At 32.3% G+C, this 23795-nt stretch carries 16 protein-coding genes; 14 read left to right on the top strand and 2 right to left on the bottom strand.

The window, feature by feature from the left end; genetic code table 11:
* The first annotated feature begins 8 nt into the window (after positions 1 to 8).
* The 7 genes from lpxD to sucD all read left to right on the top strand — a co-directional run bounded on the left by lpxD (position 9) and on the right by sucD (position 6302).
* On the top strand, positions 9 to 1037 hold the full coding sequence (gene lpxD, locus Q0975_RS12255) for a UDP-3-O-(3-hydroxymyristoyl)glucosamine N-acyltransferase (protein WP_299437012.1): 1029 nt from the start codon (positions 9 to 11) through the stop codon (positions 1035 to 1037).
* The gene (locus tag Q0975_RS12250) at positions 1030 to 2433 is read left to right on the top strand and encodes a bifunctional UDP-3-O-[3-hydroxymyristoyl] N-acetylglucosamine deacetylase/3-hydroxyacyl-ACP dehydratase (protein WP_299437010.1); all 1404 of its coding nucleotides are present in this window, start codon (positions 1030 to 1032) and stop codon (positions 2431 to 2433) included. Before lpxD ends, Q0975_RS12250 begins: the two co-directional genes overlap by 8 nt.
* Positions 2434 to 2490: 57 nt before the next feature.
* A complete protein-coding gene (lpxA, locus tag Q0975_RS12245; protein WP_299252341.1) occupies positions 2491 to 3273 on the top strand; it encodes an acyl-ACP--UDP-N-acetylglucosamine O-acyltransferase in 783 nt (260 codons plus the stop codon).
* A gap of 48 nt (positions 3274 to 3321) precedes the next feature.
* The gene (gene efp / locus Q0975_RS12240; protein WP_299437008.1) at positions 3322 to 3888 is read left to right on the top strand and encodes an elongation factor P; all 567 of its coding nucleotides are present in this window, start codon (positions 3322 to 3324) and stop codon (positions 3886 to 3888) included.
* Between the two features lie 34 nt (positions 3889 to 3922).
* Positions 3923 to 4861: a UDP-3-O-(3-hydroxymyristoyl)glucosamine N-acyltransferase gene (locus tag Q0975_RS12235; protein ID WP_299437006.1), complete on the top strand. Its 939-nt coding sequence runs from the start codon at positions 3923 to 3925 to the stop codon at positions 4859 to 4861.
* Complete coding sequence (locus Q0975_RS12230) at positions 4854 to 5261, top strand: nuclear transport factor 2 family protein (protein ID WP_299437004.1); 408 nt, start codon at positions 4854 to 4856, stop codon at positions 5259 to 5261. The genes Q0975_RS12235 and Q0975_RS12230 overlap by 8 nt, the downstream gene beginning before the upstream one ends.
* Positions 5262 to 5429: 168 nt before the next feature.
* Complete coding sequence (gene sucD, locus Q0975_RS12225; protein WP_299437002.1) at positions 5430 to 6302, top strand: succinate--CoA ligase subunit alpha; 873 nt, start codon at positions 5430 to 5432, stop codon at positions 6300 to 6302.
* 88 nt (positions 6303 to 6390) lie between these two features.
* Here the strand turns inward: sucD and Q0975_RS12220 are convergent, their stop codons facing one another.
* Positions 6391 to 7182, bottom strand: coding sequence for a hypothetical protein (locus Q0975_RS12220; RefSeq protein WP_299437000.1), 792 nt, complete (start codon positions 7180 to 7182; stop codon positions 6391 to 6393).
* A gap of 2 nt (positions 7183 to 7184) precedes the next feature.
* On the bottom strand, positions 7185 to 7748 hold the full coding sequence (locus tag Q0975_RS12215) for a sigma-70 family RNA polymerase sigma factor (RefSeq protein WP_299436998.1): 564 nt from the start codon (positions 7746 to 7748) through the stop codon (positions 7185 to 7187).
* A gap of 113 nt (positions 7749 to 7861) precedes the next feature.
* Between Q0975_RS12215 and Q0975_RS12210 the strand changes: the two genes are divergently transcribed.
* The 7 genes from Q0975_RS12210 to Q0975_RS12180 all read left to right on the top strand — a co-directional run bounded on the left by Q0975_RS12210 (position 7862) and on the right by Q0975_RS12180 (position 23775).
* Positions 7862 to 8257, top strand: a complete 396-nt coding sequence (locus Q0975_RS12210) for a hypothetical protein (RefSeq protein WP_299436996.1) — start codon at positions 7862 to 7864, stop codon at positions 8255 to 8257.
* A 50-nt stretch (positions 8258 to 8307) separates the two neighbouring features.
* Positions 8308 to 11016 (top strand): CHAT domain-containing protein, encoded by a 2709-nt coding sequence (locus tag Q0975_RS12205; protein WP_299436994.1) that lies wholly within the window; start codon positions 8308 to 8310, stop codon positions 11014 to 11016.
* Between the two features lie 292 nt (positions 11017 to 11308).
* On the top strand, positions 11309 to 11842 hold the full coding sequence (locus Q0975_RS12200; protein ID WP_299436992.1) for an OmpH family outer membrane protein: 534 nt from the start codon (positions 11309 to 11311) through the stop codon (positions 11840 to 11842).
* A gap of 13 nt (positions 11843 to 11855) precedes the next feature.
* A complete protein-coding gene (locus tag Q0975_RS12195; protein WP_299436990.1) occupies positions 11856 to 12467 on the top strand; it encodes a hypothetical protein in 612 nt (203 codons plus the stop codon).
* A 4-nt stretch (positions 12468 to 12471) separates the two neighbouring features.
* Positions 12472 to 17763 (top strand): hypothetical protein, encoded by a 5292-nt coding sequence (locus Q0975_RS12190; protein WP_299436988.1) that lies wholly within the window; start codon positions 12472 to 12474, stop codon positions 17761 to 17763.
* Positions 17764 to 17783: 20 nt separating this feature from the next.
* Complete coding sequence (locus tag Q0975_RS12185) at positions 17784 to 23096, top strand: RHS repeat-associated core domain-containing protein (protein WP_299436986.1); 5313 nt, start codon at positions 17784 to 17786, stop codon at positions 23094 to 23096.
* Between the two features lie 7 nt (positions 23097 to 23103).
* The gene (locus tag Q0975_RS12180; protein ID WP_299436984.1) at positions 23104 to 23775 is read left to right on the top strand and encodes a hypothetical protein; all 672 of its coding nucleotides are present in this window, start codon (positions 23104 to 23106) and stop codon (positions 23773 to 23775) included.
* The last annotated feature ends 20 nt before the right edge of the window (positions 23776 to 23795 follow it).

The following is a 23795-nucleotide window of genomic DNA, read 5'->3' as shown; positions in this document are numbered from 1 at the left end:
TGTCGCTAATGATTTTTACAGCCACACAAATTGCAGGTATTCTAAATGGTGAAGTCGAAGGAGATGAAACCGTAGAAGTATCAAAACTAGCAAAGATAGAAGAAGGGACACAAGGCTCGTTAACGTTCTTGTCTAATCCCAAATATACCCCATACATATATTCTACGGATGCGTCAATTACGATTGTAGATAAAACATTTGAAGCAGAATCTAATATTAAGACTACTTTAATAAGGGTAGAAGATGCTTATAAAGCATTCTCTCAATTATTAGACTACTATAATATGGTGAAGCTTAATAAAACGGGCGTTGAACAACCTAGTTTTATTTCCGAAACAGCTAAATATGGTGAGAATTTGTATTTAGGTGCATTTTCTTATTTAGGAGATAATGTAAATATTGGTAAAAATGCAAAAATTTATCCAAACGTATATATAGGAGACAATGTAACGTTAGGAGATAATGTTGTTGTTTTTGCTGGAGCCAAGATATATTCAGAATCAATTATTGGTGATAATTGTGTTATTCATAGTGGAGTTATTGTAGGAGCAGATGGATTTGGGTTCACACCTAATGAAAAAGGAGAATATAGTAAAGTTCCACAAACAGGAAATGTTATTATCGAGTCTAATGTAGATGTTGGAGCAGGAACTACTATTGATAGAGCTACGCTTGGGTCAACGATTATTCGTAGAGGAGTAAAGCTTGATAATCAAATTCAGATAGCTCATAATGTCGAGATTGGGGAACATACCGCAATAGCTGCTCAGACAGGTATAGCCGGATCTACCAAAATAGGAAAGCATTGCTTAATTGGAGGTCAGGTAGGTATTGCAGGACACCTTACAATAGGTAATGGAGTTAGAATCCAAGCACAATCCGGTATTGGAAGAAATATAAAAGACGGAGAGGCTATTCAAGGATCTCCGGCATTAGGGTACTCTGATTATAATAAATCTTATGTACATTTTAAAAATTTGCCCAAAATTGTAGATAGAGTATACAAACTTGAGAAAAAGATAGATGACAATGATTAGTGCCGTTGCAAATAAACAAAGAACCATTCAAAAAGAAGTCGAACTCAAAGGAGTAGGGCTTCATACTGGAAAAGAAGTTACACTTACTTTTAAACCTGCACCCGAGAATCATGGATATTCTTTTTGTCGTGTAGATTTAGAAGGAAATCCGATTATAGAGGCGGATGCTAATTATGTAGTAAATACACAAAGAGGCACAAATCTAGAAAAGAATGGTGTAAGTATTCAGACATCAGAGCATGTACTTGCAGCTTGTGTTGGTTTAGAAATCGATAACCTTTTAATAGAACTGAATGCTTCAGAACCACCTATTATGGATGGTTCCAGTAAGTTTTTTATAAAAGCTTTAGAAGAAGCTGGTATTGAAGAACAAGAAGCAGAAAGAGATGAATATATTGTAAAAGATGTGATCTCTTATACAGATGAGGAATCTGGAAGTGAAATTATAGTGATGCCATCAGATGAATATCAGGTTACAACTATGGTTGATTTTGGGACTAAGGTGTTAGGAACCCAAAACGCGTCGTTAAAACATCTTTCAGAATTTAAAGAAGAAATAGCGGATGCCAGAACATTTAGTTTTTTGCACGAACTAGAAATGTTGCTTGAACACGGTTTGATTAAAGGAGGAGATTTAAATAATGCTATAGTTTATGTAGATAAGGAATTAAGTCCTGATACTATGGAGAAACTAAAAGTTGCATTTGGTAAAGAATCCATTGCGATAAAACCTAATGGGATATTAGATAATCTAACACTTCATTATCCTAATGAAGCGGCAAGGCATAAACTACTAGATGTAATAGGTGACCTTGCGCTTATAGGTACTCGTATTAGAGGGAAAATTATAGCGAATAAACCTGGACATTATGTAAACACTCAGTTCGCCAAAAAACTTTCTAAGATTATAAAAATCGAAAAACGAAATAAGGTTCCGCAGTTTGATTTGAATCAAGAGCCTTTGATGGATATTAATAAGATTATGTCTATGCTTCCGCATAGACCACCATTTTTGTTGATTGATAGAATCTTAGAAATGTCTGATAGTCATGTAGTAGGAATGAAAAACGTGACAATGAATGAACCGTTTTTTGTTGGTCATTTTCCAGGAGCACCTGTGATGCCTGGAGTAATGCAGGTAGAAGCAATGGCACAGACAGGAGGAATATTAGCATTAAGTACTGTTCCTGATCCAGAAAACTATTTGACTTATTTTATGAAAATAGATAAAGTTAAATTTAAGCAACAAGTATTGCCTGGAGATACACTAATATTCAAACTAGAATTACTAACCCCAATAAGAAGAGGGATTTGTCATATGCAAGCTTTTGCTTATGCTAATGGAAAATTAGTTACAGAAGCAGAACTTATGGCACAAATTGTTAAATCAAAATAATTGTTTAGTATACTATATAAAAACTATATTGTATCTGAAAACATCAAAATATAATACATGAATCAGCCTTTAGCATACGTTCATCCTGGAGCAAAGATTGCAAAAAATGTAGTGATCGAACCTTTCACTACCATACATAATAATGTAGTTATAGGAGAAGGAACCTGGATTGGTTCTAATGTTACTATTATGGAAGGTGCTCGTATCGGTAAAAATTGTAGTATTTTTCCCGGAGCAGTAATTTCTGCTACTCCGCAAGATAAAAAATTCAATGATGAAGATACGACCACAGAAATAGGAGATAACACTACTATACGAGAGTGTGTAACTATCAATAGGGGTACTACAGACAGAATGAAAACCAAAATCGGTAAAAATTGTTGGATAATGGCGTATTGTCATATCGCACATGATTGTATCGTAGGAGATAATTGCATCTTTTCTAATAACAGTACACTTGCTGGACATATCAATGTAGGAGATTATGTGGTTTTAGCTGGTATGGCTGCGGTTCAGCAATTTTGTAGTATCGGTAATCATGCTTTTGTAACTGGTGGTTCTTTAGTTCGTAAAGATGTACCTCCTTATGCAAAAGCGGCTCGTGAACCACTTTCATATGTAGGAATAAATTCGATAGGATTACGAAGAAGAGGATTTACGACAGAAAAAATAAGAGAAATACAGTCGATTTATAGAATATTATACCAAAGTAATTATAACAACTCTCAGGCTGTTGCGATTATAGAGGCAGAGATGGAAGCTACTCCAGAACGAGATGAAGTATTGGAGTTTATAAAAAACTCTCAGAGAGGTATTATGAAGGGATATTTTTCTAATTAGATACTATTATTAGAAAAAAGACATAACAATAAGTAATAAAAAATAACAATGGCAAGTACTAGTGATATTAGAAACGGATTGTGTATTAAGTACAATCACGATATATTTAAGATTATAGAATTTTTACATGTAAAACCAGGAAAAGGCCCTGCTTTTGTTCGTACAAAATTGAAAAGTGTAACCACTGGAAAAGTAATTGATAATACATTTTCTGCCGGACATAAAATTGATGAAGTTAGAGTAGAGACTCATAAGTTTCAGTTTCTTTATGCAGAAGGTGATACATATCATTTTATGAATACTGAAGATTATAATCAGATTACATTAGAGAAATCTTCTCTTGATGCACCGGGATTGTTAAAAGAAGGAGCTGTGGTTACTGTAATAATAAACTCTGAAGATCAAATGCCACTTTCTGTAGATATGCCAGCAAGTGTAATCTTAGAAGTAGCCTCTACAGAACCTGGAGTAAAAGGAAACACAGCTACCAATGCTACAAAACCTGCTATTGTCGAAACTGGAGCTGAAGTAATGGTTCCTCTTTTTATAAATGAAGGAGATAAGATTAAAGTAGAGACTGAAAAAGGAACATATAAGGAACGTATTAAAGAATAATTCAGGAATTATATGCTGAATTTGTAATTATAAAATGAAATTTCCTCAAGCACACACGCTTAAACAAATAGCTACCATAATATCTTCAGAATTTGTGGGTAGCCCTGATTTTCCTGTACTAGGAATGAACGAGATTCACGTGGTAACTCCAGGTGATATAGTTTTTGTTGATCATCCTAAGTATTATGACAAAGCTTTAGAAAGTCCAGCAACCGTTATACTAATAAATAAAAAGGTGGATTGCCCTGATGGAAAAGCTTTACTTATTTCTGATGATCCTTTTAGGGATTTTAATACGTTAACTACGTATTTTAAACCTTTTGAAAAGGCAACTTCAATAATATCAGAAACATCTCAGATAGGAAACAATACTGTTGTCCAACCTGGTGCCTTTGTTGGAAATAATGTGGTCATTGGTGATAATTGTTTGATTCATTCTAATGTAAGCTTATATGATGGAACTGTTATCGGAAATAATGTAACCATACACGCGGGAACTGTATTAGGAGCGGATGCTTTTTATTATAAGAAAAGGCCAGAAGGTTTTGATAAGTTAATTTCCGGAGGTAGAGTTGTTATAGAAGATAATGTTGATTTAGGATCTTTGTGCACCATTGATAGAGGAGTAACCGGAGATACAACAATCAAAGAAGGATCAAAAATAGACAATCAAGTACATATAGGCCATGATACTGTCGTAGGAAAAAAATGTTTGATCGCTTCCCAAGTTGGAATTGCTGGTTGTGTCGTGATAGAAGATGAAGTTACCTTATGGGGACAAGTAGGAGTGACAAGTGGTATAACTATAGGAACAAAAGCGGTTGTTTCTGCGCAATCCGGAATAAGTAAATCATTGGAAGGAAATAAAAGTTATTTTGGTACGCCTGCGGATGATTTTAGAAAAAAATATAAAGAAATTGCTGCCATTAGGCAAATACCCGAAATAATAGAAAAATTAAAGAATAATGAGTAAAACAGCAAAAGAGGTAGTTCAATCCTTTTATCAAACGGATTTGATTCACAATATAGAAGCCTTTTCTGAATATTTACATCCGGAAGTTGAGTTAAACTGGAATAGTAGTTTTGGTTACAATAAAAAAAGTTTTGAAGACATCAAGATGATGTTTAAAGAAATGTCTCGTTCTTTTGAGACTTTTAGATGTGAAATAAGCCATCTTTTAGAAGAAAACGGAATGGTAACCATCCGATATACATATGTTGCTAAAACTATAGAAAGACCTGATAAAGAAGAAGCTATCGCCCATTTTATTGCTATATGGGAATTAAAAGATGGTAAATTATATAGAGGGTATCAGATTAGCCAACAAGGAGATAATACTCCAGAAAACATAAAATCATTTCTTAATAAGTAGTTTTTTATAATAAAGAAATTAACTTAATTTTTTTCTAAGAGGAATAGAACTTATGTAATGAGAAATTAAAAAATTAAAAAATAGATTTTTTTTGATTTTTCATTTTAACTATCGTGTTCAAAAGCGTACTTTTGAAACTGCTAAAAAAAATTAAAAAATCATAACGCAATGAGTGTTCTAGTAAATAAGGATTCTAAAATAATAGTTCAAGGTTTTACAGGTAGTGAAGGTACTTTTCATGCAGGTCAAATGATTGAGTATGGTACTAATGTTGTTGGAGGTGTAACTCCAGGTAAAGGAGGACAAAAACATCTTGATAAGCCAGTTTTTAATACTGTAGCAGAAGCAGTTAAAGAAGTTGGTGCTGATACTACTATTATTTTTGTGCCACCTGCATTTGCTGCAGATGCTATTATGGAAGCTGCTGATGCAGGAATTAAAGTAATAATAACAATTACTGAAGGTATTCCTGTAGCAGATATGATTACGGCTTCTAGTTACATAAAGGATAAAGGATGTCGTTTGATTGGTCCTAATTGCCCAGGAGTAATTACTCCAGGTGAAGCAAAGGTTGGAATTATGCCAGGTTTTGTATTCAAAAAAGGAAATGTAGGTATTGTTTCTAAATCAGGAACATTAACATATGAAGCTGCTGATCAGGTTGTAAAACAAGGATTAGGTATTACTACTGCTATCGGTATTGGAGGAGATCCAATTATTGGAACTACTACAAAAGAAGCTGTAGAATTATTAATTAACGATCCAGAAACAAGTTGTGTTGTAATGATTGGAGAAATTGGCGGACAGTTGGAAGCCGATGCTGCAAGATGGATTAAAGAAAGTGGTACTTCTAAACCTGTTGTTGGATTTATTGCTGGAGAAACTGCTCCTGCAGGACGTACTATGGGACATGCTGGTGCAATTGTAGGTGGAAGTGAAGATACTGCAGAAGCTAAGAAAGCAATTATGAGAGAATGTGGAATTCACGTAGTGGATTCTCCTGCAGAAATTGGTAAAAAAGTAGCTGAAGTATTAGGCTAAAAAAGTAAATAGCGTTTTTCAAGAAATAACGCATGAACTTAATAAAACTAAAAAATCCATTCACCTAAAGACGAATGGATTTTTTAGTTTATAATTGTTCTAAAAGCTCTAAAGCTTCTTTAGATTTATAGTTGTTAGGTATCTGTGCTATTTCGGATAGAAGTTCCTTCGCTTTTTCTACCTTATTTTGTTTGATATATAATAATGCCTTAAACCATTTTCCTTTGGGAGCATCCATAAGTCCGCTATTGATAAGATTATCAAAAGTCTTTTCTGCGTTATCAAATTCGTCTAATTCCATTTGGGAAATTCCCATATAAAGATATAAGGTTGCTTTGTTTTTTTGAATAGTAGGAAGTTTTTTCTCTAAAATATCTAATGATTGATCATACTCCTTAGCTTCAAATAATTTTTGCGCTTGGATAAGTGATTTTTGGTCATTATTTCCTCGGTCTACCAAAGAAGGTAGTTCTGATACATCTAGGAAATGTACATAAAGCTCATCAGATGATGTCTTAAAAGGCGAAAGTACCGTAAGGCCAATAATAACCAAAACGACTGCAATACCAGTATATAAAAGCCAAGATTGACTTCCTCTATTTTGTTTTAGTTGATATTCATGATTTACAGCGCTTATTGTATCGGTTAATACCTTAGTAGATTCATTTTTAAGTAGTTTTTCGTATTCTTCTACTTCTTTATGATTGGTGTTTTTACTAATGCTCCATTCAGTATCATTTAAATTTAGAAAAAGTTGTTCTTCAAAATTTACTTTTTCACGGAACCTTTCATCATGCTCCATTTTTTGCAACACCTCATTTCTTTCTTCTTCAGAAAGTGTATGCCTGAGAAAATTATGAATTACTATATCTTCTTCCATACTCATAATTTTTTGAGTGAATTAAAGCGTTGATCATCTTTAATTGTATTTGATAATTTTGTTTTGCATTTAAAAACACGTTGTCTTGCAACGGTTTCAGAACTATACTCCATGTTCTTTACGATTTCTTCATAAGAAGTGTTGTTGAAAAACATGGTAAGCACTTTTTTACAGTTTTCAGATAGTTTATTTAATTTTTCATTAAACAATTCCCATCTTTCCTGCTCTAAAATACTGAGTGCCATATCTCGTTCTTCAGTTACTAGTTCTATAATTTCGCTATTTGTTACCCTGTTTTTTCGGATTTTTAATTCTTTACGCCATAAATTTTTGCAAGAAGTAAATAAATAGGCTTCAAAGCTGCTGTTTATTTCAAATCTTTCCTTTCTGTATCTAACAGTAATTTGGATCAATGCTTTTTGAAAAATGTCTTCTGCATCTTGCTGATTACCTTTGTTTTGTACTACAAATTTTTTAACTCTTGGAAAAACTATAGTATATATTTTCATGATGCCTTTAGCATCATTGTTTAATAAACTGGTTAAGTATTGTGTTTTTTCCGTCATTAATTGGGTGTAAATCCGTAGCAAAAATAATTTTTTTATCTTCGCCTGGGTAACAAAAATCGTATTTTGGTAACCAATAGGGTGAAATTAAATTAATTTAAAAAAGTAAGATAATGATTAGACAATTTTTTTTGAATAAAGTTACAATTATTTGTACGATGATTTGTATGATTGGTTGCAGCACTGATTCAGTTACAGATGACTCTAGCCTTGAAGAATTAAATGAAGAAAAGCGTAGACCAACTGTAATAGTTGATAAAACAATGGAAGTTCTAATTATTTATGTTAGAGGAACGGACGAAGATACTAAAAGGGAACTAAGAGAAAAGTATAGAAAATCTAGACTTTTATTAGATGTTCAACTTTGTGATTTAGATGGTGTTGAGACCTGGACACTAGATCCAATAGAGTATGATAAGAAAAGACCAAAACCAGATTTAGATACCGATAATGAACCTGTAGATAAAGCTTTGTTGAGTGTAAATTGTTACACTTATAAAAGGGAATAATTTTGCTATACAATAAACAGCTGTTTATTAATATACTTTTCTTATGCTTTTTGCAGTCGATCGAGGCGCAGAATACATATGAATACTATGTATCATTATTTGATGATGATAGCATTGATATGTCCAAAATTCAGAAAACAGTTGATAGTATCATCAATGTGTATGATAAAAATGATGAGCAATTAGAAATAATTAAGATTGCTCATCATTTTTCTATAGAATATTATAAACGTCGGTCATATGACGAAGCTATTATATATGCAAAAAAAGAAATAGCTATATATGAGAAACTAGGTATATTAGACTATAAATATGCAAAAGCATTGTATAATCTTGCTCTTTATTATTCTAGATTGGATAAGTATAAGGATTCATTTGTCTATCATAAAAAAGTAATCGCATTAGATAAAGATGAATATAGTACTGCAAAATCCTTTTGTGAAATAGGAAGGTATTATAGAGAGATTGGTGATTTTTTTAAATCTAAAGATTATTATTTGCGTGGGATTTATCTATTAGAAAAATTGGATAAAAAACAACTTTTAGTTAGAAAATATATCGATTACTCTCAAGTATTAAGTGAAATTGATACTGGAAGTAGTTTAGATTTACAATTAAAAGTTTTGGATAAAGCAAATAAACTTTTTGAAGAAGCTCCATCTAATTCATTCTATGGGTTACGAAATTATATGAGTATGAATAATGGCTATGCACATTATTATAATTCCTATGCAAGATTTAATTTTAGTAAAGCAAAAGAATATTATTACAAAAATCTAAAAGAAGCAATAGAAGTTGAAGATTCTTCTGCAGTAAACACCCTGTATACCAATTTGGGAAATTTATATATTGAATCAAAAAATGAGATTCAAAAAGATAGCGCACTCTATTTTTTGAATACGGGTTTAAGATATTGTACTGATGAAGAGGAAAAAGCTGATATCTATCATAACTTAAGCAATTATTACTTGGTAAAGAAAAAGTATCTAAAGGCATTAGATAATATTCAAAAAACTTTTACAGCAAGTATTCATATTGATTCGAATATTACTACTTTACCCAGTTTGAAGGACTTAGAAACTTCAAGTAATAAGGACAATGTCTTGTCTGCATTGATTCAGAAAGCAACTATTTTTATAGAATTATATCAAAAAGAAAATAATAGGAATCATATTGAACTTGCGCTTGCTAATTTGTTGTCTGCTGATGAATTGGTTAATATTCTTCTAAAAGATAGTGCAGAAGAAGGATCAAGATTATATTGGAGAGAAGAAGCTTCAGAAATATATTTAAAAGGAATGTTGGTTTGTGAAATTCTTAATGATCGAGAAAAAGGATTCTATTTTTCAGAAAAAAAGAAAGCACTACTCTTAACGGAAGATATTCTTGAGAATACAGAAAAAGTACAATTACCTAATGACGTTTTAGATAAGGAAAATGAACTTAAAAGACAGATCTTGGATCTGGAAAAACGTATTGAAAATCAAAAATACCAAGATAGCTTAAGATTTTTAGAGAATAAACGATTTGAATTGAAACAACAATATCAAGAACAAGAAGATTCTTTGAAGATTTTGTTTCCAGAATATTACAAAGAAAAAGAAACTACAAGTATTGTTGGTTTAAAGAAAGTTCAAGAAACTTTAGATGACGAGAGTGTTATTATATCTTATGTTTGTAATCAGGACGAAGATGATGATTCTTATAGTGTTTTGTATGCAGTTTTTACTTCTAAAACCCAAACAGAAATCATTAGAATAGGAGCGTTAAGTGAGATGAAAAAACTGATTAGAAACTATAGAAGTCAATTATCCAAGCCTTTTGAGACTGAAGAAGACCGATTAAGATTTCAGGAAATAGCTTCAGAGCTATATACTTTATTGATTCCAAAGGACAAAATTACCATGTCTTTGGATCAAAAACATCTAGTGATTATTCCTGATGGGACATTACAATACATTCCCTTCGAATCCTTAATAGTGGATAAAAATACAAATAGATACCTCATTGAAGACAACGAAGTAAGTTATGCGTATTCTATGTCTTTTTTGGAGCATAATGCTACTGTGAAGCGAGCATCTTCGAAGGATTTAGTAAGTTTTGCTCCTGTAAATTTTACGCACGATGATCTTGAAGATATTAGCAATAGTAGTAATGAGATAGAAGGTATCACTAAGCATGTATTAGGAGATAATTATAGAGAAAAAGAAGCTTCTAAACAGAATTTTTTGTCTAATACAGAAGATTACAAAATAATTCATTTGGCTACACATGCCAATTTTTCTGATAACCTTCAGATAGCTTTTCATGATACTAATTTGGAATATCATGAGCTGTATACTTCAAGAAATCAAGCAGAATTGGTAGTGCTAAGTGCTTGTAATACATCTTTGGGAGAAATAGCAGAGGGTGAAGGAGTAATGAGCCTGGCAAGAGGTTTTTTCTATGCGGGTGCGAATACAGTAATCTCATCGTTATGGAATGCCAATGATAAATCTACCGCTCAGATCATGGAGAGTTTCTATAATAATTTAGAAGAAGGTCAGACCAAATCCAAAGCACTGCATAATGCCAAAATAAACTATCTAAAATCTGCATCTTTATCAGACGCATCTCCACATTATTGGGCAACATTTGTGCTGATTGGTGATTCAGAGACTGAGTTGTTTCCTTCAAACATGCTCTTGTATGGAATTCTTTTATCTCTTCTTTTAGTGCTGATAATCAGTTTTCTAGTATTCTTTCTTAAAAAAAGATAATTTTCATGTGGGTAGTAAAAGTTAGTCACTTTTCTTTTCTTTTTGTGTCATAAATATATCAGATAAAATAAATTATTTAAAAAGCTTTTACAAAAATGTAAAGGCTTTTTTTAATTGTAAATATTTGATTTATAGTTATTTGGTTATTGTTAAAAAAAATATAATTTTTTTGGGTAACAAATTATGGGTTATGGTAACAAGACAGCATAATTAGTAAAAGTTGTCTTTTGGCAGTAGCAATACTTTCTATAAAGACAATATATAACAGTGTGATTTACCTTAAAATAAAACTATGAATAAGTTGTCATTACCCATTTCTGTTTTAGCATTAGCTTTCGGAATTTTCTCATTTTTTCACTTTCAATCATCTTCAGAACAGGTGTATGTAGATGTCAATAAGTTACTTGACGGATATAAAAGAACCAAAATAGTGCGTGCAACTTTTGAAGAAAAAGCAAAAACGCTTAATGCTAATGTAGATAGTTTGATGACCGACTGGCAAAACGAAATTAAAACGTATGAAAAAGAACGTTCTCAGTTATCTAAAAAAGAACTAGAGCTTAAACAGCAATTGTTAGGAAACAAACAACAACAAATTAATAATTACCAACAAGCTATTCAAAAACAAATCCAGGAAGAGGATAAAAAATCTACGCAAACAGTGATTAATGATATTAATGACTATGTAAAAGAATACGGAAAGAAAAATGGATACAAGATCATTTTTGGGGCGAGTGGCTCAGGAAATGTTATGTATGCCTCTGAAGCTGCGGATTTAACTCCAGAAGTATTGGAGGGTTTAAATACGGAGTTTGATGGTAAATAAAAAGGTACTCATCATGTATATGAAATTAGGAATTCTATTATTTCTGGGAGTGTTTTTATATGGTTGTACAAGTGGAACCTTCACTACTGAAAAAGAGCTACTAGAGTATATAATGGTTGAAGAAAATGGGTTTACTCAAAATAAGACGGTTAACGGGTATGATTTTCAGTTAATCTATAAACCAACAGATCTTTTAGTAGAGCAAGAAATAGGAAATCTTATTACAGATGCTAAAGTCAAAACATTAAGAGAGAAATATAATAAACACCTCTATTTTATTTTGAGCATGAGTAAAAATAACCAAGAATTACTTAATGAAAAGGCTGGAGATAGAAACGAGTTTGGAGCTATGGTAAACCAGCTAGCATTTGGGATGAATGAAAAAGTTCATTTATATACGAAAAGTAAAGATACAATAGCGCTGGTAGATTTCGTATACCCAAGGCTGTATGGCATGAGTAGGAGTACAAGTATACTATTTATCTATCCAAAAGAAGATAATAAATTAAAAGAAGAAACTTTGAGTTTTACGATAGAAGATTTAGGGTTGTACACAGGAGAAGTCAAGTTTAAAGTTGACACTAACATTATAAAAAATGAACCACAATTATCATTTAAAAATTAGGTTAATGGGAATATTACAGAAGTTTAAAAAGGTATTATTGACAGTTATAGTAATGATTTTTTTCATTTATAGTATAACTGGATATGCTCAAGGAATAACATCTCCGGATGCTAGAGGTTTTGAACCCATAGATGTTAATGGAGTAGTAAATCTATTATCTGGTGATATGTCATATTCTATACCTGTATTATCTATTGGTGGTTATCCTGTTTCACTTTCTTATCATTCAGGAGTTACTACTGACCTTGATGCATCATGGGTTGGTTTAGGTTGGTATTTAACACCAGGAGCAATTAACAGAAGTGTTCAAGGTATTCCAGATGATTGGAAATCAGGTGTAGGAATTAACTTTACATCTTATCATACAGAACAAGAATATCATTCTATTGGAGTAAGTTATGGTGGTTTTGATGGTATAGTTTCTTCTGGGACTGAGTTTAGTTGGGGTGAAGGAAAAGGATTAACCGTAACAATGTGGGATAGATTTTTTGATAAAGCATATGTAAGAGATTCCAGAGGAAGAGGTGATCAGGTTAAAACAGGTTATGGTATTAATGGAGGGTATTCTCAGAATATAACGAAAAGTACTTCCGTAGGGTTAGGCGCTAGTTATAACACACATACAGGTGACACTTCGTACAACATAAATGTAGGAGGAAAAACGGATACAGGAGCTGCATGGAGTGTTGGGGCATCGTTTAATGACAACGGTTATACTATTGGTGGAAGTTACGCTGGTTATGGTGGAAGTTATGGCCAATCTTCAGATTCCTTTTCTCAAGGAGATTATAGCATTGATACACAATCAGATTCATTTGGAGCTAGTGCAGTGTTAGGTGTTGGTGTTTTAGGTGTTGCGTATACAAAGAAGAAGGTTGATATTCATTTAAGAAAGGGTCAAGAGAATAGAGAATGGGGGGTGTTATATGGTTGGGATTATAACAATCTTGCTAATATTGATATAATAGCTGATGAACAAGGAAGTTTAAATGATTATCAAAATAGACAATTTGGTTATGATGCGTATTCCACAGAAATTCCTCAGGCTGAAGAAACGTTTTTGGCAGATTATTCAAAATTAATCGAAAAACCAAATTTTACTTTCGCAGGATATGATAATTATGGAGTAAGCGCTCAAGGAATTAGCGGTAAAATTACACCTAGAATATTAGATAATATATCCATTTTTTCTAAGGGAGTGAAGACACAAAATGCAAATGGACAAGATATTCATGCGTTTTGGCATCATGGGAATGTTTCTGATGCTTCTCAACGTCATTTTGGACAATCACATAATAGTGTCAACACATTAAATTTTTATTTTGATGGTCACTTTTCTAGTAAAGAATTAGTGGAGCCAAGTACAATATTAGGCTCAGGAAATAATCTTTCAGATCATGTGACTCAAGGTGGCTTAAATTTAAGTAATTCTTATACAGATGATAATGTATCAGGTAGAGCAAAGTCTCCAAATTTCATTGAAACATTTACTAATAACCAAATAACTAGTAATTATGCAACTAATGTTAGAGGTTTGATAATCCCCTCAAATTTAAATAATACAGATAGAGAAAATGATATTCATTTTTCTCCAAATGGAATAGGTGCATATAAAATAACTTCAACAGATGGTAAAACCTATCATTATTCATTACCTGTTTATCATTTTGAAAGAATACAACGAAATTTAATTGAGACCAGTGATGCTGCCAATGTTAAAGAGAACAGGCAATATACTCCTTTTGCAACACACTGGTTATTAACAGCTGTTACGGGTCCAGACTATATTGATTTTAATAATAATAACAGAGTAGATGAAGAGGATTATGGGTTTTGGATTGAATTTGAATATGGTAAATGGTCTGATGGATTTGTCTGGAGATCACCATATGAAGATGGTGTTATGGATTATTACACAAATTTAAAAGGCGAAGTTGAAACAAAAGATAAAGGGCATTACCAATTTGGTAGAAAACAATTGTATTATCTAGATAAAATAAAGTCAAAAGAACACACAGCTATTTTTGTTAAAGATATACGTTATGATGCTGTTGGAAAAAATTTAGGCTTTTGGTTTAATAGTAATGTTACTTCTTCAGGGTATTTAAGTACTACTGGGGAAAATTCTGGTATGAATCATACTTCAAATATTCATGTTAGAGAAAGGTCTGTAAATTATGCACGAGAATATTCTCTTAAACTTGATAAAATAATCGTTTTAAAAACCGAAGACGCTAATTATTTAGTCAAAAATGGTTCTGGATCTCTAGGGAGTGGTTTGTCAAACTATACAAGAGATAGTTGGCATTCCCCACAATGGGAATCACCATATTTTGCTGAAGCATATGGAAGTAGTTATAGTTACCGTATTCATAATGAATCACTTGTATTTGATGTTAATGATCTGTCAAATACCTTTATTTCAGAAAACGCATTAAATGTAATTGACTTCTCATATAATTATGATTTGGCACCCAATTCACCATCTTCAAAAGGGCTTCCTGCTGGTTTAACAAATGTAAGTCACCCTTATGGTAAACTAACATTAAATGAGATAAGAATGAATGGGAAAGGCAATAGTGAAATAATGCCTCCTTATAAGTTTGAGTATTACTTAGAAACAATGGAGAATTTATCTTTAGATGGAGCACATGGTAATAATACAGTTCCTGAATTTGTGGATTACAAAAATAGTGTCATTGACAATTGGGGCTTCTTAAAAGGAGAAGAAGCAGGAATACCAAAAATTAAGGCATGGAACCTTAAAGAAATAACGTCTCCAATAGGAAGTACTGTGGAATTTGATTATGAAGAGGATGATTATTGGACTGAAGCGTTTTCCCGTCGCTATTGGAAAGAGGGTTTAAAGTTTACATTCTATAATACTAATAATTTATACTGTGATCAAAATGGTGAAATTGAAATTAAAATAGAAAAAGATAATACGCTTTTGGGTAATAATGATTTTGACTTTAGAGATTATTTCTATTCTAATGAAAAGTTCTTTATAGATGTTTGGTATTCTAAAATGAGAAACTATCCAGGTAATGGTTATAGAAGAGCAGCAATAGATATTTTAAAGCAGAAAGCTCAGATACTAGAATTGTCTAGCGATGAAATGAGAATAAAAGTTACGGCTAGAATAAGAAATTGTGCAGATGGTTGGGAAGGTGTAAATAATATTTTTAATACTCCTATAGTAAAAAATGATATTGAATATTCACTAGGACAAAACAAAAATCGTTATGAATTAGCTTGGGTAGATGAAAATATAGCTAATAATGATAATGCTCATTCAATTATATATAATCTATTAGCTAGTAAAGTTCCAGAAGATGAAACAGGCGGGGGGTTAAGAGTAAAAGAAATAAAGGTGTCAGATGGTAATACAAGCTATAGAACACAATACGATTACTCAAATCCATATGAAATCAATAATAATAACCAGCCTAGATCTTCAGGAATTACTTCATTTGCTCCTGTTAAAGGACTTAAATATGTGCCTTATAGATCGGAACTTACACCACCTGGAGTTATGTACGAGTATGTAACCGTAAAATCTACAGCAGAAGACGGTTCCTATTATACAAAAAATAGATATCAGCATCATGTTCTAAAACCAGTGTTCAATATTTTTAATCCTGAAATAACAATGGAAACCAATGAGGCACAGTCTCCTCAGGAGGATAAATTATTTTGGGCAAAAGTAAATGAACAAGACATTACAAATGGAAAAGCTAAAACTGTAGACATACATGTAAATACAGCAATATTAGGACAACTTAAATCAATGGAGGTATATAATAGTAAGAATCATTTGATGTATAAAGTTTCTAATGAATTCACCAATGGAACCAATTTGGGTAATGAACCTGATAAAGGTCATATTAAAGAGTCCTTTAATTCTATGAAAACCATATTTACCACTAATTCAAATGGTACAGCTGTTTTAAATAGTAAAAAACTATTAAGTGTTTCTTCAAGGACAGAATATAATAATATGCTTAAGAAAACTGTGTTAATTGGTGGAAATAACAAATTCGAAACAGAATATTCAAACCCTGATCCCTGGTTAGGTAGTTTTAGAACTAGTAAAACTACTCAAGCGGATGGTTCATCTATATATAGTGAAAGAGTACCAGCCTATGCCAAATATCCGGAAATGGGTTCTAAGGTAGATAACCCATCAAATAAAAATATGTTAACTCAAGAAGCCATGTCTATTACATCTTGGTCTTATAGCGGAGGGGCATCAGGAGGATGGAAAACACTCAACGCCAATATAACAACGTGGAATAACTCATGGAATTATAGAGATTATAAAGGAAATGAAGAACAGCTAAATGATGTATGGCGTAAGCATAAATCTTTTGTTTGGAAAGATGATATCAATGTGGCTAATGGTAGTTACGTTACGAATGTTAATAAAAACAACAACTATTTTGATTGGACAACAGGGACTCCTACAAATGAAAAATGGAATAATGTATCAGAAACTACAAGGTATACACATTGGTCTTCTCCGATAGAAAATAAAGACATTAATGGTAATTATGTCTCATCTAAAATGGCTGAAAATCAAACTAAGGTTGTTGCTAGTGGTAACGCAAGTTATACAGAACTGTATGCTTCTAGTGCAGAATACAATATTGATGGCGAATATCTGGATCAAGATATTCAAGGAGCAAACTTAAGAGATGAAAGTGATGCACATACAGGACAGTTTTCTTTAAGAATCGGAGCAGGTGATAAAGGCTTTAAAACCAGAATGAGATCTGGTGAATACGCTAAGGATAATTATAAGATTTCTGTTTGGGCTAATTCTCTTAGAGCGGCAACTATGATGAGGCTTAATATTAATGGAAAGTCAATAGCGTTTAATGGAGAAATCGTACAAGCTGGAAGATGGTATCAATTTAATCATTATGAGTTTTTGGATGGCTCTGAGAATACTTTGTATTTAACACTTTCTGATAGGTATAAAGGAATTCAAATAAATATAGATGATTTCAGGATACATCCTGTCTATGCTAGTATTAATACCTATGTATATGATCAAAATACCGATGAGTTAACCTATGTTTTAGATGCTAATAATATGGCAACAAAATATGTTTATGATAATGCAGGTAGACTCTGTAGGTTGTTTAAAGAAGTAGAAGCCGATTTACCAGAAACTGATGGAGGATTTAAGTTAATCAATCAGTATAAATACAATTATAAAAACGGCGCTTCAAATGACTGTAGTTGTTGCGACGATAACAAAGTTAAACAGGTGAAAACTATATCTAAATAACAAACTAAAACAATAGACTGATGAAATTTAAATTTATTTACGTTCTTTTTTGTAGTTGCTTATTTTCTGTAACAGGTTTGTTAGCACAAGAAACACCACCAAGTCCCACAGATAACACTAATTGGATTAGTAGTATTAGTTATGATATTTCTGGGCAGACTTTACATAAAAGTGTTGGATTTTTTAATGATTATGGTAAACCTACTCAAAGCCAAAGTTGGGATGTGTCATCTGGAAAAGTTTGGGGTAGTGAAGTTCTCTATGATTATCAAGGCAGACCATCTTTTAGTACACTATCCGCACCTTTAAACAGTTCGGGGTTATTTACATATGATATTAATTTTTTGAAGGAAAATTCTGGAAATTATGAAACATCGGATTTTGACCAAGGTAGTTTTATAGAAAACCCAAAAACAGTTAGTACTTCTAGTAAATTGGGAGCGTATTATAATAACAATACGACAAATCAATATCAGGATAATACGAGCTATCCGTTTAGTAGAACTATTCATAGTAAACTTAATCCTGGTACTGTAAAAAAAGTTTTAGGAGGTAATAAGATTGAGGGTAATTGGCTTCAAACCTATACGTTTAGCATGCCTGCAGGGCAAGAACTCTCTAAATCACGTGCTTTTAATAATCCTAATTACGAGGATGTCATTACTACAAAAACCATAAGTAGAGATGCACATGGAATTGAAAATGTCGTTTTTACGGATAGTGATGGCAATGTATTGGCCTCGGCAAGAAGTGGAAATGAAGAAGGAGTCAATAACTACACAACTAACAATAGAATCATAATAAAAGAACAAGGTTGGGTAGATTTCCATATGCCTCAAGGATGTCAAAATATAGCATTATTAAATACAAATATTAGTACGACTACAACTACGACTACAACAACCTCAGGAGGTTCTAGTGGTACTTCTGATTGCTTTTCTAATGTAGATGGCACTATAAGTTCTGGTGATGACATTAATGATTGCATTGGTGCGCGAATTCAGGAGTATGAATCGAAAAAAGCCAATTCTAGAAAGAGCATAAAAGATAAAAAAGAGGAGTTTGCTGATAGTTTTGAACGTATTGAAATCTCATATGATAATCTACCGGAAGGTATTTATTATAGAGTATATGATTTAATTACAGAAGAAATCGTAATGCAGGTTAATCCTGGAGTGTATACTACTGCCCAAGGGTTTTACAGAGTAGAGCTAAGATATGGTATTATACATACGTTTCCAGCACCATGGAGCGGAACCTATCATATATCTTATGGTTTGAACGATAATCCTAGTTTGTTTGATCAAGAAAACAGAGAATATGGTGTGAGTCATTGCCAGAACTATTATGACTATGCATTGAATTATTATGATAAAGCTGGACGATTAACAAAATCTACACAGCCTAAAAGTTCTAATCTTAAAAGTGAATTTTCATACAATTCACTAGGGCAGTTATTGGAGACTAAAAGTCCGGATGAAGGTGAAGCTAAGTTTATTTATAGAAAAGATGGTCAAATACGTTTTTCTCAGAATATAAAGCAAGATGCGAATGATGAATTTTCATATACTAATTACGATCGATTAGGAAGACCCATTGAAAGTGGTGTATACAAGTCTGATGACATAGAGTTTTATTTAGCACCAGAAACTCCTGTAGATCCTTTCACTCCTGATCCTCCAACAATATCTACAATTACCTTAGCTTTTTCGGAATACATTCAGGTGATAAGTAGTCAACAAAGTTTATCTGCAACCTACAAAAAAGTGTTGGCTCCAGATGGATGGAATGCAGGATTTCATTCTGTAGAGACCATTGATGAAAACGGAAATGTATCATTCAAGCCTCTAATGGGACAAGTTCAAGTAGGTAATTATGATGTAGTAGTAGGATTATCACCAATAGATGCTGCTTTAGATTTAGGTTATCAAAGTATTACCTATGGAATTAATTTAAAAAACGTAGGAGGTGTAAGTGCAATTCAGGTTTATGAAAATGGAGATTTTATTAGAGATGGAAGCAGTCAGATTATAAACTTTGGAACCTTTAGTCCATTAGATTCTTTTATGGTAGAAAGACAAGATGGAATAGTGACTTATAAAAAAAATGGAACAGTTTTTTATACAAGTGCAGGCAATTCTTCTGGACCTCTAGCAGTAGATGCTTCTTTTAACTACAATAATAATGCGATTAACGCAGTCTTTATTACAGAAACTCCAGTATTACCTCCAGTACCAATTGGGATCGATATACAGACATTGGTGAATGTACAGGATGGATTAGATGATAGAAATTGTTTCGAGCAGCATTTTACCTTGTATGATATGCCGGACAAATCTTTAGCTGATTATTTAAATAAATGTGGCTTATCCGAAAAAGAATACAAGCAAACATTTTTATCAGGTAATGTATCAAAAACCCAGACAAAATCTCCAGAAACAACCACAACTTGGTACAGTTATGATGTATACGGAAGAGTAGAGTGGATTATACAAAATATACCAGGCTTAGATTGTTTGAAAACAACAGATTATACCTATGATGCTATTACAGGTCAAGTAATACAAGTGGATTATCAAAGACATAGCAAAGATGAACGATTTATTCACAACTATGAGTATAATGTAGGTGGACAATTGATACGAGTTGCTACATCTATTGATAATGAAAATTTTGAAGAGCAGGCAAAGTATTTTTATAATGAGACAGGACAATTAATTAGAAAAGAATTAGCTGAAAATTTACAAGGTGTAGATTACGTATATAATCTTAACGGACAACTTAAGGCTATAAATCACCCTTCATTACAGACGAAAAATGATCCAGGACAGGATGGTGCCAATGGTTTTATTGCAGATGTTTTTGGTATGACACTTCAGTATTATAGAAATGATTATACAAGGACAAATACACCAACACCTATTGCCCAAGTAAATGCATCTAGCCCAAACCAGTTTAATGGCAATATACAAGCGGTACAGTGGCAGAACCAAGTAGGACAACCTAGTACCTATTCATATAGTTATAATAAAAACAACTGGTTAACTAATGCGAATTATAGAAACGAGAACACCAAAAATGCCGAAGATTATAAAGTTAGTAATATAACTTATGATGCTAATGGTAATATAAAAACATTAAAACGTAATGGTTTTACCGATGCCAATGGTACAAATGCGATGGATGATTTTACATATCATTACGGTAGCATTAATAATCAATTAAACCATGTAGAGGACACAAATGACAATACCAATGTAAACCGATATAACGATTTGAAAAATCAGGAGTCAGGTAATTATATCTATAATAGTATAGGGCAATTGGTAATCAATAAACAAGATAAAGTGCTGTATGCCTATAACGCTGCAGGATTGGTTACTAAAATTAGTGAATTAACTACTACAGATACCAATACGTATCATACACTTGCTTTTGAAGATTTTAATACAGCTGGTAGACATAGTAATTGGACGGTATCTGAAGGATTGAGGCATGTTTCTATAGCTAACCAATCTGATCAGGAAGATGTTTTTACAGGGTTACTACCACAAATTATAAACGGGGAACCAATTTCTCATGAAGAAGTCAATATACCGCCATATTGCGTAGATTTTGATAACAGCGACCCATATCAAGGTAGGTTACAGTTTAACTTTTATAATAGGGTACAACCCAATAATACCTATACGATTAAAACAGACTTTAAAACGGTAGCAAATGCGCATCATAAGCTAGAATTTGATGTATTGTTATTTCAAAAGCAATTATTGGGATCTGTTTTTAATGATGGTATCATATCTGATCAGGTAATTGATATGAATGCAGGTGTCACAATTACACTAAAGCAAGAAGATGGATCTATTATTGAAACCATAGTAATAAACCCACAGGATCATACCCATAGTTATTGCGATCGAATTGTAGATCATATTAATTTTGATTTTCTGGCTACAGGAGCTAAAGTGTATGTTATCATAGATATTAGTAATGATGGAGAGATCCCTAATGGTTTTGGAATATTAAATGCATACAATAAATTATATCAGAGTGCCGAGATAGATAATGTACATCTACAGGTAGCCAATAAGGAAAAAGTTGCTTTTTATTATAATGATCGAGGACAGCGTGTGCGTAAAGAATCATTTATAGGCAGTGAATTAATACAGACTATTTATGTAAGAGATATAGCAGGTAGTCCAATGGCAATTTATTACAGACCAGGACGCGCACAGATGAAACTAGAAGAACATCCAGTGTATGGTGCTGGTAGGATAGGTGTTTTTAAGAGAGATAACGGATCTCGTTCTGATGGTAAATACGTATATCAGCTTGCAGATCATTTAGGGAATGTAAGAGCTGTGGTGATGAAAGATGGTGACAATGCGTTGTCATTAACTAGCAAAACAGATTATTATCCTTTTGGGATGCCGATGCCCAATAAAAATATTGAAGGAGATTATCGATATGGGTATCAAGGAGAATTTGCTGAGAAAGACTCAGAAACTGGTTTAAACGCTTTTGAATTAAGACTTTGGGATAGTAGAATAGGTAGGTGGTTAACGACAGATCCTTATGGTGAGTTCTATAGTCCATATCTTGGTATGGGTAATAATCCAATCAGTAAGGTCGACCCTGATGGCGGATGTACTGACTGTGCAGACCCTCACCCAATAGCTAACTTTATTCCTGATGATGGGGGTGCACGTTCTTATGCTTATTATTATACAAGTGGTATTCAAGGTTTAGATGAGGTTACGCTTAATAGAAATAGTTCAAATTTGACCCAATTAAATCAAGCTAATTCAGCCGCATTATTAATTGCATTAACTGCAAATTTGGCTGAAACTTCGGCTGTTACTTTACCAACAATTTCAACACCTGCTTTAACAGGTGCAGCTACCGCTGCCGCTGCACCTGCTGCTGCATTTGGAATAGGAGTATTACCTTTAGCTGGTTTTGTGTATCTTGACCATGTATTACCAAATGGCAGAGCTCCAAGATATATGCCCACTGTAGGACCAATATCAACAACTGCAAGATATGACGCTAGATCAGTGCCTTTTTCTGGAGTTTATTCACCACCAGTAATACAAAGTTTTACTGTTAATGATGTTGCTTTGGTTGATTCTTATATTCATCAAATGGGTAAAGGAAAAACTGGAAAATGGGATGATGAATTGTCTCCATTATCAGATGAGGAATTAGCAGCCTTAATGAAGGAAGCGATAAGAAGTGGAGATAAAAAACTTAAAAAGAGAATAGAACAGGAACAAAAGAGAAGAGGACAAAGAAATAAAGGAAAAAACAGGGGTCGAGGAGATGTAAGGTAATTTTATTATGAAAGATATTTTAAAACTAATAAGTAAAGGAAAAGAGTTAGAAGCTAATCAAATTATAAAGCTGCTTGAAGATGAAATGATTAGAAATTATTTTATCACTAATTATTCATGTTTTAAATCTGATAGAAATTTTCATATTTACATTGACTATATCAATGTAAATATGAAAAAAAATATATCAATGGATCATAAAATGGAACTAATTGATTTAGCAATTAACATAGATTATTACTCTGTTAAATTCTATGATTATATAATAGATGATTTGTTAAAGCGAAAAAGTTATTTGTTAAAATTAAGTATTCTAGATTTTATGAATGAGTTTTATTATAAAGAAAAAGTTAATGTTAATTATTTAAATTTAAACAAATTATTAAGTAAAAGAACTTCAAATAATTTGGTTAAATTTCAAACTAATATAAACCTTTTTTTAGCTGGGGATTTAAACTTAAAATACTTTAAAAAAGTTTCAAAGACTTTGAATAAAGAAAAAACAGAACCATTTTATTTTTACAGGTATTTGAATACGATTAATTATTATAGTCAATTTTTAGATTTTTCAAATGTTATTGATATTGAGGAAATTATAAGTAATTCAAAATTTTTAAGTGAAGTTAGCAAAAAAGATTTAAAAGAAATTATAGATATGGGTAAGAAAAATACAAATTGACATTTCTTAGAAGAAATTCC

Origin of the sequence: uncultured Aquimarina sp. (genome assembly GCF_947500065.1) — a bacterium.
Classification (GTDB): Bacteria; Bacteroidota; Bacteroidia; order Flavobacteriales; family Flavobacteriaceae; genus Aquimarina.
The sequence above is the reverse complement of the archived record's forward strand: the minus strand, read 5'-3'. Positions and strand labels throughout refer to the sequence as shown.